The following is a 13986-nucleotide window of genomic DNA, read 5'->3' as shown; positions in this document are numbered from 1 at the left end:
GCCTGTCTGTCCCACCTGCTCGAACAGACCGGCAGCGAGGCTAAATGTCGAAGGAACTCCAGCGCTACCTATTGACCCGCTTTGGTCAGTTCTTGCTGATCATCTTTGTTGCGGTGAGTATCAATTTCATTATTCCAAGGCTTTTACCCGGGGATCCGGTGCAAACAGCGCTAGCCCGGTTGCAAACCGCTGGCGGCGCACAAAACGTTGATATTCAAGCCGTTTCGGCCTCCTATCGCGCCAAATACGGCCTTGATGCACCGTTGATCGAGCAATATTTCAATTATTGGATGGATTTGTTCCGGCTTGATCTTGGGGTCTCATTCGCCAATTTCCCCGAAAAAGTCTCCACCATGATCGGCAACGCATTGCCGTGGTCGGTAGGCCTGCTGGCAACGGCAACACTGATCGCGTTCCTGACCGGTTCGCTGCTCGGCGCACGCCTGGCCTGGCCCGGTGCCGGGCGCGGGATCAAGACGCTGGTGCCCATGATGATGGTTCTCACCTCGATCCCGTTTTACCTGCTGGCGATTATTCTGATCTACTTTTTTGCAGTGGTGCTGCGATGGTTCCCGCCGGCGGGGGGCGTTGATACAACCCGCATCATGCGATTTGATTGGGAGACGACCCGAGATATTCTCAACCACGCCCTGTTGCCAGCGCTTTCTATTATTCTGGGTAATATCGGTTTTTGGGCACTGGGGATGCGAAGCCAGATGATCAATGTGTTGGGCGAGGATTACATCACCTTCGCCGAAGCCAAGGGGTTGCCGCCCCGGCGCATTTTCGTGTGGTACGGCATGCGCAATGCCTTGCTGGCGCAAATCACTGCCCTGGCCCTGTCGCTCGGCCATGTTGTCTCGGGCGCTATTCTTGTTGAAGTCATCTTCAATTATCCGGGCCTGGGGTCGCTACTCTATGTGGCAATCCGCGGTCAGGACTATTTTGTCATTCAGGGCGTGGTGCTGATGCTCATCGTTTCGCTGGCGGTGCTTTTGTTCATCGTCGACCTCATATATCCACTGCTTGACCCCAGGATCCGCCGATGAACCGGTTCTTCGCTTCCCTCCGCCGCAATTATGAACAGGGCCGGATCAGCGCAATACTGGTGCTGGGCCTCACAATCCTGATCGCCGTGGTGCTGTTTGGTGTCGTCGGCTCGCTGTTCGTCGATCCAATCAACGCAACCGTGGGGGCGGTGCGTCCACGCAGACCGCCGGGGGCTGATTACTTCCTGGGGACAGATTCCCAGGGCCGCGACATGTGGACTTTGTTGATTTACGCCACGCCAAACACCCTGAAAATGGGCCTGATTGCTGGTTTTATCGGCGTTGGGTTCGGCGCCGTGCTTGGCCTGATTGCCGGTCATTTTGGTGGCGTAGCCGACGCAATCATCCGGGTTATCTCGGATGCCTTGCTCACGGTGCCAGCTATCGCGGTTCTCGTGGTTATCGCGGGCAATATTGATCGCATGAGCACCCTGATCATGGCGATGGTCGTGGCATCGCTTGGTTGGATGTTCACCACGCGCACGGTGCGCGCGCAGGTATTAAGCGTTCGCGAAAAAGCCTATATTGAGGTCGCGCGGGTCAACGGCGAGGGGCCATGGGAAATCCTGTTTGCCGAGATCATGCCCAACATCATGCCCTATATCGTTGCCAGCTTTGTTGGCACGGTTTCCGGTTCGATCCTTGCCGTTATCGGCCTCGAGGCTTTGGGGCTTGGTGCCCTCGAAGAAATGACGCTGGGCAATACGATCTACTGGTCGCAACAGTCCTCGGCGGTGCTGCGCGGCTATTGGTGGTGGTGGGGGCCGCCGATTGTGGTAATCGCGCTGATCTTTATCGGCTTGTTCCTGACCTCGGTCGGTTTTGATCGTTTTGCCAATCCAAGACTGGCCAGACGCTGATGAGTGCTCCCAAAGAAGTCGACCCCGTGCTCGAAGTCACCAACCTTAACGTGCATTATGATACCGGCCATGGTCCGGCCAAAGCGGTCAACGACGTTTCCATCTCGCTGAAGCCGGGTGAGCGTCTTGGTTTGATTGGCGAGTCGGGGTCCGGAAAGACGACGATGGCAACTGCGCTGATGCGGTTGACTCGACCACCCGGTCGGATCGCCTCGGGTAGCGTCATGCTGGATGGCAAAGACATCATGGCAATGTCGGCCCGCGAGCTGCGCGAAACTCGATTGCGCGATATTGCCCTTATTCCTCAGGGGGCCATGAGTTCGCTCAATCCGGTAATGCGGCTTGAGGAGCAGATCATTGACGCCATTGTAGCGCACACATCAGGCATGAAACGTGCGGCACTCAATGCCCGCGTCGAAGAGTTGCTGACCAATGTTGGGCTCGCCGCCGAAGTCGCGCGCCGCTTTCCCCATGAGCTGTCGGGAGGGATGAAGCAGCGGGCCGCCATGGCCATAGCCACCTCGCTGAGCCCCAAGGTCATTGTCGCCGACGAGCCAACCAGCGCGCTGGACGTTGTGGTGCAACGACAGGTCATGCAAACGCTGGGCCGATTGCAGGACGGATTGGGGGCCGCTGTCGTGCTGATCGGCCATGATATGGGACTTGTGGCCCAATTCGCCGACAGAGTCGGCGTGATGTATGCTGGAAAAATTGTCGAAATAGGACCGGTACGCCAGATGATCGAGGCACCGCGGCACCCATATACGCGCCTGTTGGTCGACAGCCTGCCTGGGATCAAGGTCAAGCAGGCACTCATCGGTATTCCCGGCCTGCCGCCACCGCTTGTCAATTTGCCGCCGGGTTGCAGTTTTAGCCCACGTTGTCCCTTCGCCTTTGAAAGGTGCAAGAACGAAGTCCCGCAGCCTCAAGAGGTTGGGGACCGTCAACAGGCGGCCTGCCACCTTTATCCCGAGCATAGTGCGTTGCCGCCCATGCCCGTAGGCCCTAACGACACGGAGGCGCAACCATGAAGGCCTTGATGGAAGTGCAGGGACTGACCAAGCGCTATGGTGGGTTCACCGCCCTTGATAATGTAACGCTGTCACTCTCGGACGACGCGCCATCGATGACAGCTGTCGCAGGGGAAAGCGGCAGCGGCAAGACCACCCTTGCACGCATGATGCTGGGGTTTATAGAGCCAACACAAGGCGCTGTGCTCTATGGGGGCAAGGACGTTGCCAAGATGAGCGCCTCGGAAAAGCGGCAGTTTCGCCGCGAGGTGCAGCCGGTCTTCCAGGACCCGTTTGAAGTATTTAATCCCTTCTATCGGATCGATCATGTGCTGACGACGCCGGTCAAGCGTTACCGGCTGGCCGATACTGACGCCAAGGCGCAGAGCCTGATCGAAGATGCGCTCAAGCGCGTCGGCCTAAGGCCGCAGGATACGCTTGGCCGGTTCCCGCACGAGCTTTCCGGCGGTCAACGCCAACGCGTGATGGTGGCGCGAGCGGTGTTGCTCCGGCCGCGATTGATTGTCGCTGATGAACCGGTCTCCATGGTCGATGCGTCGCTGCGCGCCACAATTCTGGATGAGTTGCGCACCCTTAATCGCGATCTGGGCATATCGATTGTCTATATCACGCATGACCTGACGACTGCCTTTCAGATCTGTGACAACATTGTTGTGCTCTACCGGGGCACGGTCGCCGAAGCCGGGGCAGTTGAACGCGTCATAGGGGATCCAAAACATCCCTATTCGCAGCTTCTGGTGTCCTCGATTCCATTGCCAGATCTGGACAAGGTTTGGGGCGCCGACGAAATTCCGGTCACGGAAGCCAATGCCGCCCGCCTCAACAATGGCTGTCAGTTTGCGCCGCGATGCCCCAGCGTCATGGAGCAGTGCTGGCGCGCGCCACCACCCAAATTCGTGCCCGATACGCAGCGTCTGGCAACCTGCTTTCTCTACGACGGGTCTGCGGTGGCGCCCGATGACGATGTGGCCTCCGTATTCCGCCCACCCGAAACGGCTCGCCTCGGCTAGCAAGTGCCAACGAATTGACCAAGGTTTATCAATATGTCCTTTCAGTTGACCGACCGGCGCCCGCTCGGCGCAACCTCACTCGAAATACCACCCTTCGGATTTGGCGCGGCGCATCTCGGGGGCATGTACAACCGGGTTTCGAGCGAAACGGCCCACGCGACACTCAAGGCGGCCTGGGATAGCGGGGTGCGCTTATTTGATACCGCGCCTTTTTATGGTCGCGGTCTTAGTGAGCATCGTGTCGGCGATTTCCTCATTGACCAGCCGCGCGATCAATTCGTACTGACAACCAAGGTCGGTCGCTATTTCCGACGGCCCGATGATCCACGCAATTTCGACCGGACACCATGGGGCGGTGGGCTGAACATGGAGATTGTCTGGGACTATTCCTACGACGGCATCATGCGTTCCTACGAACAGAGCCTGCTGCGTCTGGGGCTCGATACAATTGACGCGTTGCTGATCCACGACCCGGAAGCTGCCCAAAATGAGGGGGGCCCCAGGCTGGAAGACTTGTTCGACAGCGGCATGAAAGCGCTTGAGGAGCTCAAGCGTAATGGCCACATCAAGGCCATCGGCATGGGGCTCAATGCGTCCGAAACGCTTGATACGACGGCCCGTCGCATACCGCTCGATTTCTGCGTTGTCGCGATGCCCTACACATTGCTGGATCAGGTCGCGTTGCCGTCGGGCATGCGCTACTGCCTCGACAACAATATTTCAGTTATTGTGGGGGCCCCCTATGCTTCGGGCATTTTGGCGACAGGCCCCGGACCCAAAGCTCGCTATCGCTACCAGATTGCAGAGCCTGACATTCAAGAAAAAACACGCCGCATCCAATTGGTGTGTACTCATTTCGGCGTTTCGTTGCAGGCGGCAGCGCTGCAATTTCCTCTCGGGCATCCGGCCGTGGTTTCGGTCATCCCGGGCGGTGCAAGTCCGACGGAGGTAAATTCAAACGTGGTCTTCCTAAGAGAGCAGATACCGGACCAGATGTGGGACGAACTGCGGGCCCAGGCGTTGATAGACCTCGACGCGCCCGTGCCGGCATGATCTGATAGCGGCCATGCTTGCCGCAATCGCGTACCCTTGTTGGCAACGCTCTCTCCATGGCTGCTTGCATTGTCAAACTGCGCCGAACTGACCTGGACTCGCCATGAACATTATTGCACATGAATCGGCTAACGAACTGGGTGCGGCTGCAGCTGCCCAGGGGGCGGCATCAGTTGCCAAAGCGATCGAAGCGAACGGCCGCGCCGCGATAATCGTCGCTACCGGTGCCAGCCAGTTTTCTACCCTTGACCGACTCGTGCAGGCTGACATCGACTGGAGCCGCGTGACCGCGTTCCATCTCGACGAATATGTTGGCTTGCCAGAAGCGCACCCGGCCAGTTTCAGGCGGTATCTGGAAGAGCGCTTCATCGCCCATTTGCCTGCATTAGGCGCATTTGTAAAAGTGGCTGGCGATGCCGCTGACCTGGAAGCAGAATTGGCGCGCCTCAACGCGCGAATTGCCAACGAGACCGTAGATGTCTGTTTTGCGGGGATCGGCGAAAACTGTCACCTCGCTTTCAACGACCCGCCAGCCAATTTTACGGTTGAAACCCCCTACATTGTTGTGGACCTGGATGAAGCGTGTCGACGCCAACAGATGGGTGAAGGTTGGTTTGAAAGTTTAGATGCCGTGCCGGAGCGCGCCATTTCGATGAGTATCCGCCAGATCATGAAATCGCGTGAAATCATCTTGTCCGTGCCTGACGAGCGCAAGGCCGATGCAGTACACAACGCCGTCGACGGCACGGTCAGCAATTTGTTTCCTGCCTCGATCCTGCAGCATCATCAAAATGCGAGCCTGCACCTTGATCCCGCTTCTGCCAGCCGACTGGCCCGATAGGGATGCGATCAAGCGTGCCTTTTCCGCCCATGGGGTCCGTGTTGATCCTGGGGTGGTGCTATAGAGCGATGCTTTGCAGCCATCACTGCAAGCCAGCTAAGAAGTCGAAATGACGCGCAGTTTGGTGAGCAGCGATGGATCATCGAACCGGCCCTCGGCTGCGCCATTGGTAATCAACACATCGATCTGGGACAGTTGTGTGACCACGTGGGGCGCATGACAGCCAAATTTCTCGTCGTGGGCAACCAGGATCACCTGTCGGGAATGGGGCAAAATCGAGCGCACCAGATCCACTTCCATAGGATCAAACTCCTGGACAGTGCCGTCCCGATCTATCGCACTGGCGCCGATAACAGCTATATCGAACTTGAAGCGTTGGCGACTGTCATCGGCAAGTGTGAGAACTGAGGAATCCTTGTTCCGCACATAGCCCCCATAGACATACACGGTGGCGTCCGTCTTCAACGCGCAGGAATGGGCCACTTCCAGGTTCGGTGTCGCGATCAGAACCCCGGGGCGGCGACCCAGCACCTCATGCAGTGAATCAAATGTCGTCCCCAACCCCACGAATATCGTCGCACCGGGCATCAGGAATTCTTCGAGCGCCGCAACCAGTTGGCGTTTTGCAGCGACCCTTATCGCGTGACGTTGGTCGCGAGTATGGTGGGCTACGCCGGGCGAGGCGAACGCGCCGCCAAAACCCTTTTGGAGCATGCCCTGCGTTTCAAGGGTCCGTAGGTCGCGTCGGATGGTTTGGTGGGTAACACCAAATCGGATTGCCAATTCGGCAACCGAGGCAGCGCCATTGGCGCGCACAGCCTCAAGAATGGCGTGCCGACGATCACCGGCACGACCCGTCGCGCGGAGCGCTGTATCAGATGCGGGCGGTGAACCTGGCGCTATCCGGCCACTCATCTAAAGCGCACACCCAAATAGCTGCGATCATCGGTCAGTTGTGTGGCGGTGGTACCCTTGGTGCTCATGTATCGACCAATCTTGTGTAAATCTTCCGCTTCCACGGCCGCGAAGGCTGCTTCCCAGGAGGCGATACCAAAATCAATGCCGGGTTTGAAGTAACCATCCGAAAATAGCTCGATTGTCTCGACATCAGCCAGCGCGTAGCTGCGCGTTTCGATATAGCGTGAAGGAACAGGGAAGCCATCAATCGCGCCATAGCCAAGCACTGGCTCTGTCACGTTCTGAAAATCGCCCTGACCGTGAGCGATACCCTGCTGGATTAGCAGCAACAGCTCGTGTTCCGGCGCCCCCGGCAAGTGGGACCGGCAGGCCGCCAAGGTGTCGGCCTCGATCAGTCGGACAAACTCTGGATCTGCGGTCGGGGTTCCGTCAATCTGGTTCTGTGTGCCCTGCCAGGTAACGCTGGTGGAGAGCCTGTCGCATTCCTCGGCAGAATGATGCCGGGCGGCAAAATACTGCCAGGTCTGGCGACGCAGAATGGCGGTCACATCGTCAAGCGGCTTGAGGACTTGCAGGATATCGTTGCCATTTACCCGCAGACCGCTATCGCCGACCGCGACCACTTCAAGCCTGTCGCCCATCAGTAGTACTGCCATAACAGTACAACCACCGCGCAGTTTCCAATCGGCTTCGACCGCAGCCAGAGCATTGTTGGCAGCATATCCGGTATGGATCGCCTTGCCGAGATAATCGACGAAGTGTTCGCCGCCCTGGAATTGCAGTTCGGGCTGGTCAGCATGACCCTGCGCCAGCAGGAAATATTCTACGGCTCGCTTGGCTGTGCGGGAGGCAAATTGCCCCGACAGCATGCCGTCATAGCGGGTGCCATTGCGATCGGTTACGCCGTCAATGACGGCGTAACCCAAGTTTGGCATGACAACGAGGCTATCTTCATTGGCCTCAGGTTGGCCAAATTTCTTGCCCAGCGTAAACGCCTGAAGCTGCCTCATTTAATCGTGCTCCAATAATGTTCGGCTGACCTGTTGGCCTACCCGCCGATGGCGGCGCGCCATTTTTCCAGGACGGCCTCGGCGCCACCAAAATCGCTGAGCGGCTTGACGTTGACGAGCGTCAGATCAGGAAGATTGGGTGTTCCAGCCGGACCGGCCACATCCATCCTGACGGACCGGCGCCCGATATCCATTGCCAGTTTTTCCTGGGTAGACTTGGACATTGCCCAGTCGATGAAGGCTTTACCGCCTTCAGGATTGGGGCCACCCTTGACCAAGGCAACCCCATCCGGCGTTGCCGCAGTACCATCCGACATATGCACGATCGAGATGGGTGCGCCCCCTTGGACATATTCGAGCGCATTGTCTTCCAGCGTCAAACCCATCGATGTTTCGCCATCAGCCACAAAGCGCGGCACGGCGCCAGAGGAATCCGTAAAGACGAAATTCTTGGCAATCGCGGCGTATTTGTCCCAGCCGTCATCGCCAAACACCGTCAGAACCGTCTGCAACTGCTGCATCGCGGAGCCGGAACCATCGGCCCTGGCGCTGGCGATTTGCCCCTTCCATTTCGGATCCGACAGCTCAGCCCAGGTCTTGGGAGCGCTCTCGAGCGGCTGCAGATCGGTATTCACCGCCAACACATAGACTACAGCTGTGTATGGGGTCCAGGACGCGTCCTTTATGAACTGCGGATCGATCTGGTCAAACTCTGGTGGTGTATAGGGTTCGAGCAGATCCTTGAGTTCTGTGAGCTGGCTGCCCGAAATCGACCAGATGACATCGGCCGCCGGGGCAGCGGATTCGGCCTGTGCGCGTTTGGCAACATCGCCCGAACCAAGCTTGACCACTTCTGCCTTAAGGCCGGTTTCCTGCTCGAAAATTGGTAGCAGCGTGTCAACGATTGACGATTTGTGAGCCGTATAGATGACCACGGAACCTTCCTGGGCCAGCGCCAGCGAGGTCAAGCTGGTCGAGGCGATCAATGCAGCAGCAGATAGCGTCAGAAATGTACGTTTGCGAATATTCATTGTAGTCCTCCCGTTCGTTTTCGATCAATGCAAGGCAAAATTCATCCTGAACTACGCCGAAAATTGTTGCAATACGAAATTTTGTAAGCGTCAATGTGTTGCGACACTGACGGGGGAGGTAGGATCGCATGAGCTATTTGTCGGTCAATAACGCGACCAAGCAGTTTGGCGAAAGCTTCAAGGCGCTGAACGGTATCTCGGTCGCTGTTGAGCGTGGCGAGTTTTTCACGCTCTTGGGGCCAAGCGGCTGTGGCAAGACCACGCTGTTGCGTTCAATCGCCGGCTTCAATGACCTGACCTCAGGAGAAATTACGCTGGGCGGGGCCAACTTGCGTGTTGTGCCGCCCCATCAGCGCGACATCGGCATGGTCTTTCAGGACTATGCTGTGTTTCCTCACCTTAGCGTTTTCGACAATGTCGCCTTCGGGCTTAAGCCGCGCAAAGTGTCTGCGGAGGCGATCAAGGCTCGTGTGGCTGAGGCGCTTGCCGCCGTTCGCCTTGATGCCATGGCGGATCGGCTTCCAGCGGCGATGTCAGGCGGACAGCAACAGCGTATCGGCCTGGCCCGCGCCATGGTGATCAATCCGCAATTGTTGCTCATGGATGAGCCGCTCAGCAATCTTGATGCAAAGCTGCGCATCGAATTGCGTGAAGAAATCCGTGACATCCAGAAGCAGGTCAATATTGCCACGATTTATGTGACACATGATCAGGAAGAGGCTTTGGCCATTTCTGACCGCATTTGTGTGATGAACGCCGGGAGGATCGAGCAGATCGGGACGCCGCAGGAAATCTACGGCAATCCGCAGACCCAGTTTGTCGCGACTTTTGTTGGCACGCTGAATTTTCTCAACGCTGGAGCCGCCCTCGACGCCATGCTGGGACAGTTGAACCTGTCGGCGGCCGCCGCCAAGTCCTGGGCGGTCCGTCCCGAACATCTCGATCTGCTGGTTGACGGCGCTCCGACTTCGGATGGCGCGACATTGAGCGGGATGGTGAGCAAGTTTACCTATCTTGGCCGCGAAGCGCATTTGCAGGTTGAAACCGAGGTCGGACGCCTCGTAGTCCAGCTCGCCAATCCGGGAATGGCGGCAACAAAGGCAGTTGGGGAGACTGTTTCCATCAATGTGCAGCCAAGCGCGCCTATGGCATTTGATGCCGAAGGTCGTCGCATCAGTTCCAAAGGATGATTGCCATGCCACGCTTCAATTTCTGGACCGTGGTCATGATCCTCACCTGGGTTATGCTCTTCGTGCTTCTATTTATCCCCGTTGGCTCAGTCCTGGTCTCCAGCCTCTATGATCAAAGCGGCAACCCGACCATTGCCAATTACCTGAAGTTCCTGGGAGAGCCGCGCTTCCATCAAGCGTTCATCAATACCCTGGTGGTTGGCTTTGGCGGACTGATCGGAGCGCTGCTGTTGGGCTCGATCATGGCGTTCTGCGTGTCGCGCTTTGTCATCGGTGGCGGCAGGTTCGTGTCCTTGCTGGCCATTCTTGCGCTGGTTTCGCCGCCATTCATCGGTGCCTATTCCTGGATCGTCCTGTTCGGAGCAGGCGGGGTGGTTCGTGGATTTTTGCGCGATATGGGCGTCAACATGCCACCGATCTACGGGGTCGGCGGTATTCTCATCGTGTTTTCGCTCAAGTTCTATCCCTATGTCTATCTGATGGTCTCGGGCGCTCTCAGCAACGTCAATCGTTCGCTGGAAGAGGCTGCCGAAGGGCTTGGCCTGACGCCCCTCCAGCGCACGTTCAAGATCTCGTTTCCGATGGTTTTTCCTGCACTTACTGCAGGTGGCCTGCTGGCGCTAATCCATGCCATTGCAGATTTTGGCACACCGCGTCTTTTGGGGCGCGGGTACAATGTGCTGGCGACCGAAGCCTTCACGCTCTATTCGGCAGAAGTGGGCTCGAACATGTCCATGGCAACCACCATCAGCGTGGTGCTCATTCTGGTTTCCATGGTGTTCGTTCTGTTGCAGCGCTACATGTCGCGCCGCAATGTCTACCACGGGAACATGATCAACAAGCCAGTCCGCATCAAGCTCAAGGGCTGGCGGAACGTGTTGGCGCATGTTGCGGTCTATTTCATTGGTCTGTCGGGCGCCATGCCGGTTATCATTTCGGTGATCTACTCTTTTCGCAAAACCAGTGGCCCGGTGTTTCAGAGTGGCTTTGCGCTGCAAAGCTACGAACGCATTCTGTTCAATCTGGGCGATGTGGTCCGCAACTCGCTGACGTTTTCGCTCACCGCTGTTGCATTGATCGTGATCGTTGGGACGGTCGTCGGCGTTCTTGTCGCCCGGCGCACCAACTTCAACACAGCGTTGCTCGATGGCGCGTTCATGGTGCCCTATGTGATGCCCGGCATTGTTATCGGTATCGCGTTCATTGCCGCCTTTAATACCGGTCCGATTGTGTTGACCGGCACGGCTACGATTATCATTCTCTCAGTATTTATCCGCCGTCTACCCTACACTGTACGGACCACGGCGTCGTCGCTTCGGCAGATTTCTCCCAGCATGGAGGAGGCTGCGATATCGTTGGGCTATAGCCCTTTCCAGGCCTTCCTGCGCATCACAGTGCCCTTGATTGTGCCCGGTATTATTGCCGGCGGCATGTTGAGTTTTGTCACCGCCATCAACGAGCTTTCCTCGTCTCTGGTGCTCTATGTCGGTAGTACGATGACCATGCCGGTTCGCATATATCTGCTTATTCTGGATGGAGATTTCGGTACGGCGGCGGCGCTGTCGACGGTGTTGCTGGTACTAAGCGGCGGCGCCGTCTACATCGCCTTCCGGTTCATGGGGCGCAACGAACAAGCCCTGCTTTAGGAGGAACTACATTCAAAAATTGAGTTTGCCGCCATCATCAAACGTCGGATCCCTGCCCGACAGAAATCCTTGGATATCAGACCTCGCTCAACCGATTTACGAGTTGGCGAGCCTCGGTAAAAGAGTGCAACAATTCGACACTAAACTGTCCCAACAGAGAGGAACTTCCATGCCCCGCACTTCCCTACTCGGCTTCACCGCCTTCGCTGTAATTGCTCTGGCACTGCAACCCATTGTCGCCGCGCATGCTCAAGATAGCAGCATTGCGGGGTCGACTTTGGTCGTCTACACACCGAACGAGGAGGGGATGCTTGACAACCTCATCCCGGTCTTTGAAAGCGGCACCGGCGCTACGGTTCAACTGATCACCGCTGGCACTGGCGAACTCTATCAACGCATTCGCAGTGAGGCCGGAAGCCCTCAGGGTGACGTGATGTTTGGCGGCGGCGCGGCGCAGGCGAACGCGAATATCGAACTTTGGGGAGAATATGTTTCTCCTGAGGACGGCGCTATGGTCGCCGCCGGCAAGAACAAGACTGGCTTTTTTACGCCTTACCAGGCCGACGGCTCAAACCTGCTGGTTAACACCGAGGCGGCGGCAGCGGCCGGCGTTGAAATCACCAGCTATGCCGATTTGCTGGCTCCAGAGCTCAAGGGCAAGATCGCTTTCGGCGATCCCACAGCGTCTTCGTCCGCGTTCGCACAGCTGACAAACATGCTCAAGGCCGTTGGCGGTGATTATGAGTCCGAAGCGTCCTGGGGTTATGTAAGTGCCCTGGTCACTCAGCTTGACGGCATCTCGATCGGCTCGTCGAGCCAGGTGGCCAAAGACGTGGCCGCCGGAGAGTATATCGTCGGACTTACCTACGAACCGCTTTCTCTCAATTATGTGCTGAGCGGCGCACCGGTCGAAATCGTCTATCCCAAGGAAGGGGCCGCATTTCTGCCAGCGACGATCCAGGTCATCAAGGGCGGCCCGAATACGGCAGCAGCACAGGCTTTCATTGACTTTGTGATCTCCGAAGAGGGGCAGACCATTATCGCCGAAAAGACTGCCGGCCGACCCCTGCGTGATGGCGTGGCCAAGCCTGGGCTACCAACGCTCGCCGAAATTCCAACCATCGAGGAAGACGGCACCTATGTCTCTGAGCATCGCGATGAGCTCGTGGCGAAATACCGCTCGATCCTTGAGGCGCAGTTTTGATCGTAAAATTGACTAATGTCGGAGCAGCACATTGACTAGCATAACGCTGCGCTCGCTGCGCAAGGAGTACAATGGTCAGGTCGCGATTCCCAATCTCGACCTGGACATTCATGACGGTGAGTTCTTCACGCTGCTGGGCCCATCAGGCTGCGGGAAGACGACCTTGCTGCGCATGATCGCCGGCTTCAATTCAATTGAAGCCGGCACGATTTCATTTGATGACGTTGTGATCAACGACCGGTCGCCGGCCGCACGGAATATCGGCATGGTTTTTCAAAGCTATGCGCTGTTCCCCCAGATGACCGCAGCAAAGAATGTCGCGTTTGGGCTGCAGACCCGCAATATCGAGCGGGCAGAGAGTATCCGTCGTGTGGAGGCGGCACTCGAGTCAGTCCACATGGCACATCTCAAGGACCGATTGCCCGGCGAGATGTCGGGTGGCCAACAGCAACGTGTCGCCCTGGCGCGAGCCCTGGTGATCCAGCCCGCCGTGCTGCTGATGGATGAGCCGCTCTCCAATCTGGACGCCAAGCTCCGTGTCGAAATGCGCGACACCATCCGCGAGGCACAGCGCGAAGCGGGCATCACCACGGTTTACGTGACGCACGACCAGGAAGAGGCCATGGCGGTGTCGGACCGTATCGCGGTCATGAGCATGGGGGTGGTCCAGCAGGTCGGCTCGCCAGCGGAGATCTATCGCAATCCCGCGAACCGCTTCGTCGCTGAATTCATCGGCAAGACCAATTTGATCGTGCGAGACCTGCACCAGCGAGATGGCGTCACTACGCTCGATCTGGGAGAAGGAGTTTCGGTCGATGTGACATCGACCATTGCGCCCGGCGTGAGCGGACGGGTTCAGGTGTCGGTGCGCCCCGAAGCCGTGCGGGCTGGCGGCAGCGGCCTCCAGGCCGAAGTGGTGGAAGAGACCTTTCTCGGCTCGCATTCGCAAATTCGAGCACGATTGAGTACGGGCGAGACCATTGAGTTCCTTGAGTTCTCCCGTCGCGCTTCACTTTGGGAGCGTGGCGAAAAGGTTGTGCTTCAACTTGACACCGAGATGCTGACTTATTTCGATGCCGAGACAGGCGCATCCATCATGCAAGGGGCAAAACTGTGAAGGGTCCAGGGGACCGCTTTGACGGT

General features: G+C 57.6%; 13 protein-coding genes. 10 read left to right on the top strand and 3 right to left on the bottom strand.

The genetic code is table 11. The features are described 5' to 3' along the window. Positions 1-44 precede the first annotated feature (44 nt). From PSQ90_RS05215 to PSQ90_RS05190, 6 genes are all read left to right on the top strand, one after another. Positions 45-1049, top strand: coding sequence for an ABC transporter permease (locus tag PSQ90_RS05215; protein WP_282212364.1), 1005 nt, complete (start codon positions 45-47; stop codon positions 1047-1049). Further along, positions 1046-1909, top strand: coding sequence for an ABC transporter permease (locus PSQ90_RS05210; protein ID WP_282212363.1), 864 nt, complete (start codon positions 1046-1048; stop codon positions 1907-1909). The genes PSQ90_RS05215 and PSQ90_RS05210 overlap by 4 nt, the downstream gene beginning before the upstream one ends. Beyond that, positions 1909-2940, top strand: coding sequence for an ABC transporter ATP-binding protein (locus PSQ90_RS05205; protein ID WP_282212362.1), 1032 nt, complete (start codon positions 1909-1911; stop codon positions 2938-2940). The genes PSQ90_RS05210 and PSQ90_RS05205 overlap by 1 nt, the downstream gene beginning before the upstream one ends. Then, positions 2937-3950 (top strand): ABC transporter ATP-binding protein, encoded by a 1014-nt coding sequence (locus PSQ90_RS05200; RefSeq protein ID WP_282212361.1) that lies wholly within the window; start codon positions 2937-2939, stop codon positions 3948-3950. Before PSQ90_RS05205 ends, PSQ90_RS05200 begins: the two co-directional genes overlap by 4 nt. Positions 3951-3983: 33 nt before the next feature. Beyond that, positions 3984-5003: an aldo/keto reductase gene (locus PSQ90_RS05195; RefSeq protein WP_282212360.1), complete on the top strand. Its 1020-nt coding sequence runs from the start codon at positions 3984-3986 to the stop codon at positions 5001-5003. A 103-nt stretch (positions 5004-5106) separates the two neighbouring features. Then, a complete protein-coding gene (locus PSQ90_RS05190) occupies positions 5107-5844 on the top strand; it encodes a glucosamine-6-phosphate deaminase (protein WP_282212359.1) in 738 nt (245 codons plus the stop codon). 96 nt (positions 5845-5940) lie between these two features. On the opposite strand, the gene PSQ90_RS05185 is transcribed toward PSQ90_RS05190, so the two are convergent. Genes PSQ90_RS05185 through PSQ90_RS05175 form a run of 3 tightly spaced genes read right to left on the bottom strand, consistent with a single transcriptional unit; the run spans position 5941 to position 8803 of the window. Then, positions 5941-6759, bottom strand: coding sequence for a DeoR/GlpR family DNA-binding transcription regulator (locus PSQ90_RS05185; RefSeq protein ID WP_282212358.1), 819 nt, complete (start codon positions 6757-6759; stop codon positions 5941-5943). Further along, a complete protein-coding gene (locus PSQ90_RS05180; RefSeq protein ID WP_282212357.1) occupies positions 6756-7772 on the bottom strand; it encodes a hypothetical protein in 1017 nt (338 codons plus the stop codon). Before PSQ90_RS05180 ends, PSQ90_RS05185 begins: the two co-directional genes overlap by 4 nt. Positions 7773-7810: 38 nt before the next feature. Continuing rightward, positions 7811-8803 carry an extracellular solute-binding protein gene (locus PSQ90_RS05175; RefSeq protein WP_282212356.1) on the bottom strand — a complete coding sequence of 331 codons (993 nt, stop codon included), beginning with the start codon at positions 8801-8803 and terminating at the stop codon, positions 7811-7813. 128 nt (positions 8804-8931) lie between these two features. On the opposite strand from PSQ90_RS05175, the gene PSQ90_RS05170 reads away from it, so the two are divergent. The 4 genes from PSQ90_RS05170 (at position 8932) to PSQ90_RS05155 (ending at position 13960) form a co-directional block, all read left to right on the top strand. After that, a complete protein-coding gene (locus tag PSQ90_RS05170) occupies positions 8932-9993 on the top strand; it encodes an ABC transporter ATP-binding protein (protein ID WP_282212355.1) in 1062 nt (353 codons plus the stop codon). Positions 9994-9998: 5 nt separating this feature from the next. Beyond that, positions 9999-11639 (top strand): ABC transporter permease, encoded by a 1641-nt coding sequence (locus PSQ90_RS05165; protein ID WP_282212354.1) that lies wholly within the window; start codon positions 9999-10001, stop codon positions 11637-11639. Between the two features lie 169 nt (positions 11640-11808). Beyond that, positions 11809-12843, top strand: a complete 1035-nt coding sequence (locus tag PSQ90_RS05160) for an extracellular solute-binding protein (RefSeq protein WP_282212353.1) — start codon at positions 11809-11811, stop codon at positions 12841-12843. A 31-nt stretch (positions 12844-12874) separates the two neighbouring features. Next, positions 12875-13960 (top strand): ABC transporter ATP-binding protein, encoded by a 1086-nt coding sequence (locus PSQ90_RS05155; RefSeq protein ID WP_282212352.1) that lies wholly within the window; start codon positions 12875-12877, stop codon positions 13958-13960. The last annotated feature ends 26 nt before the right edge of the window (positions 13961-13986 follow it).

The organism is Devosia rhodophyticola (genome assembly GCF_028816475.1).
Lineage (GTDB): Bacteria > Pseudomonadota > Alphaproteobacteria > Rhizobiales > Devosiaceae > Devosia > Devosia rhodophyticola.
The sequence above is the reverse complement of the archived record's forward strand: the minus strand, read 5'-3'. Positions and strand labels throughout refer to the sequence as shown.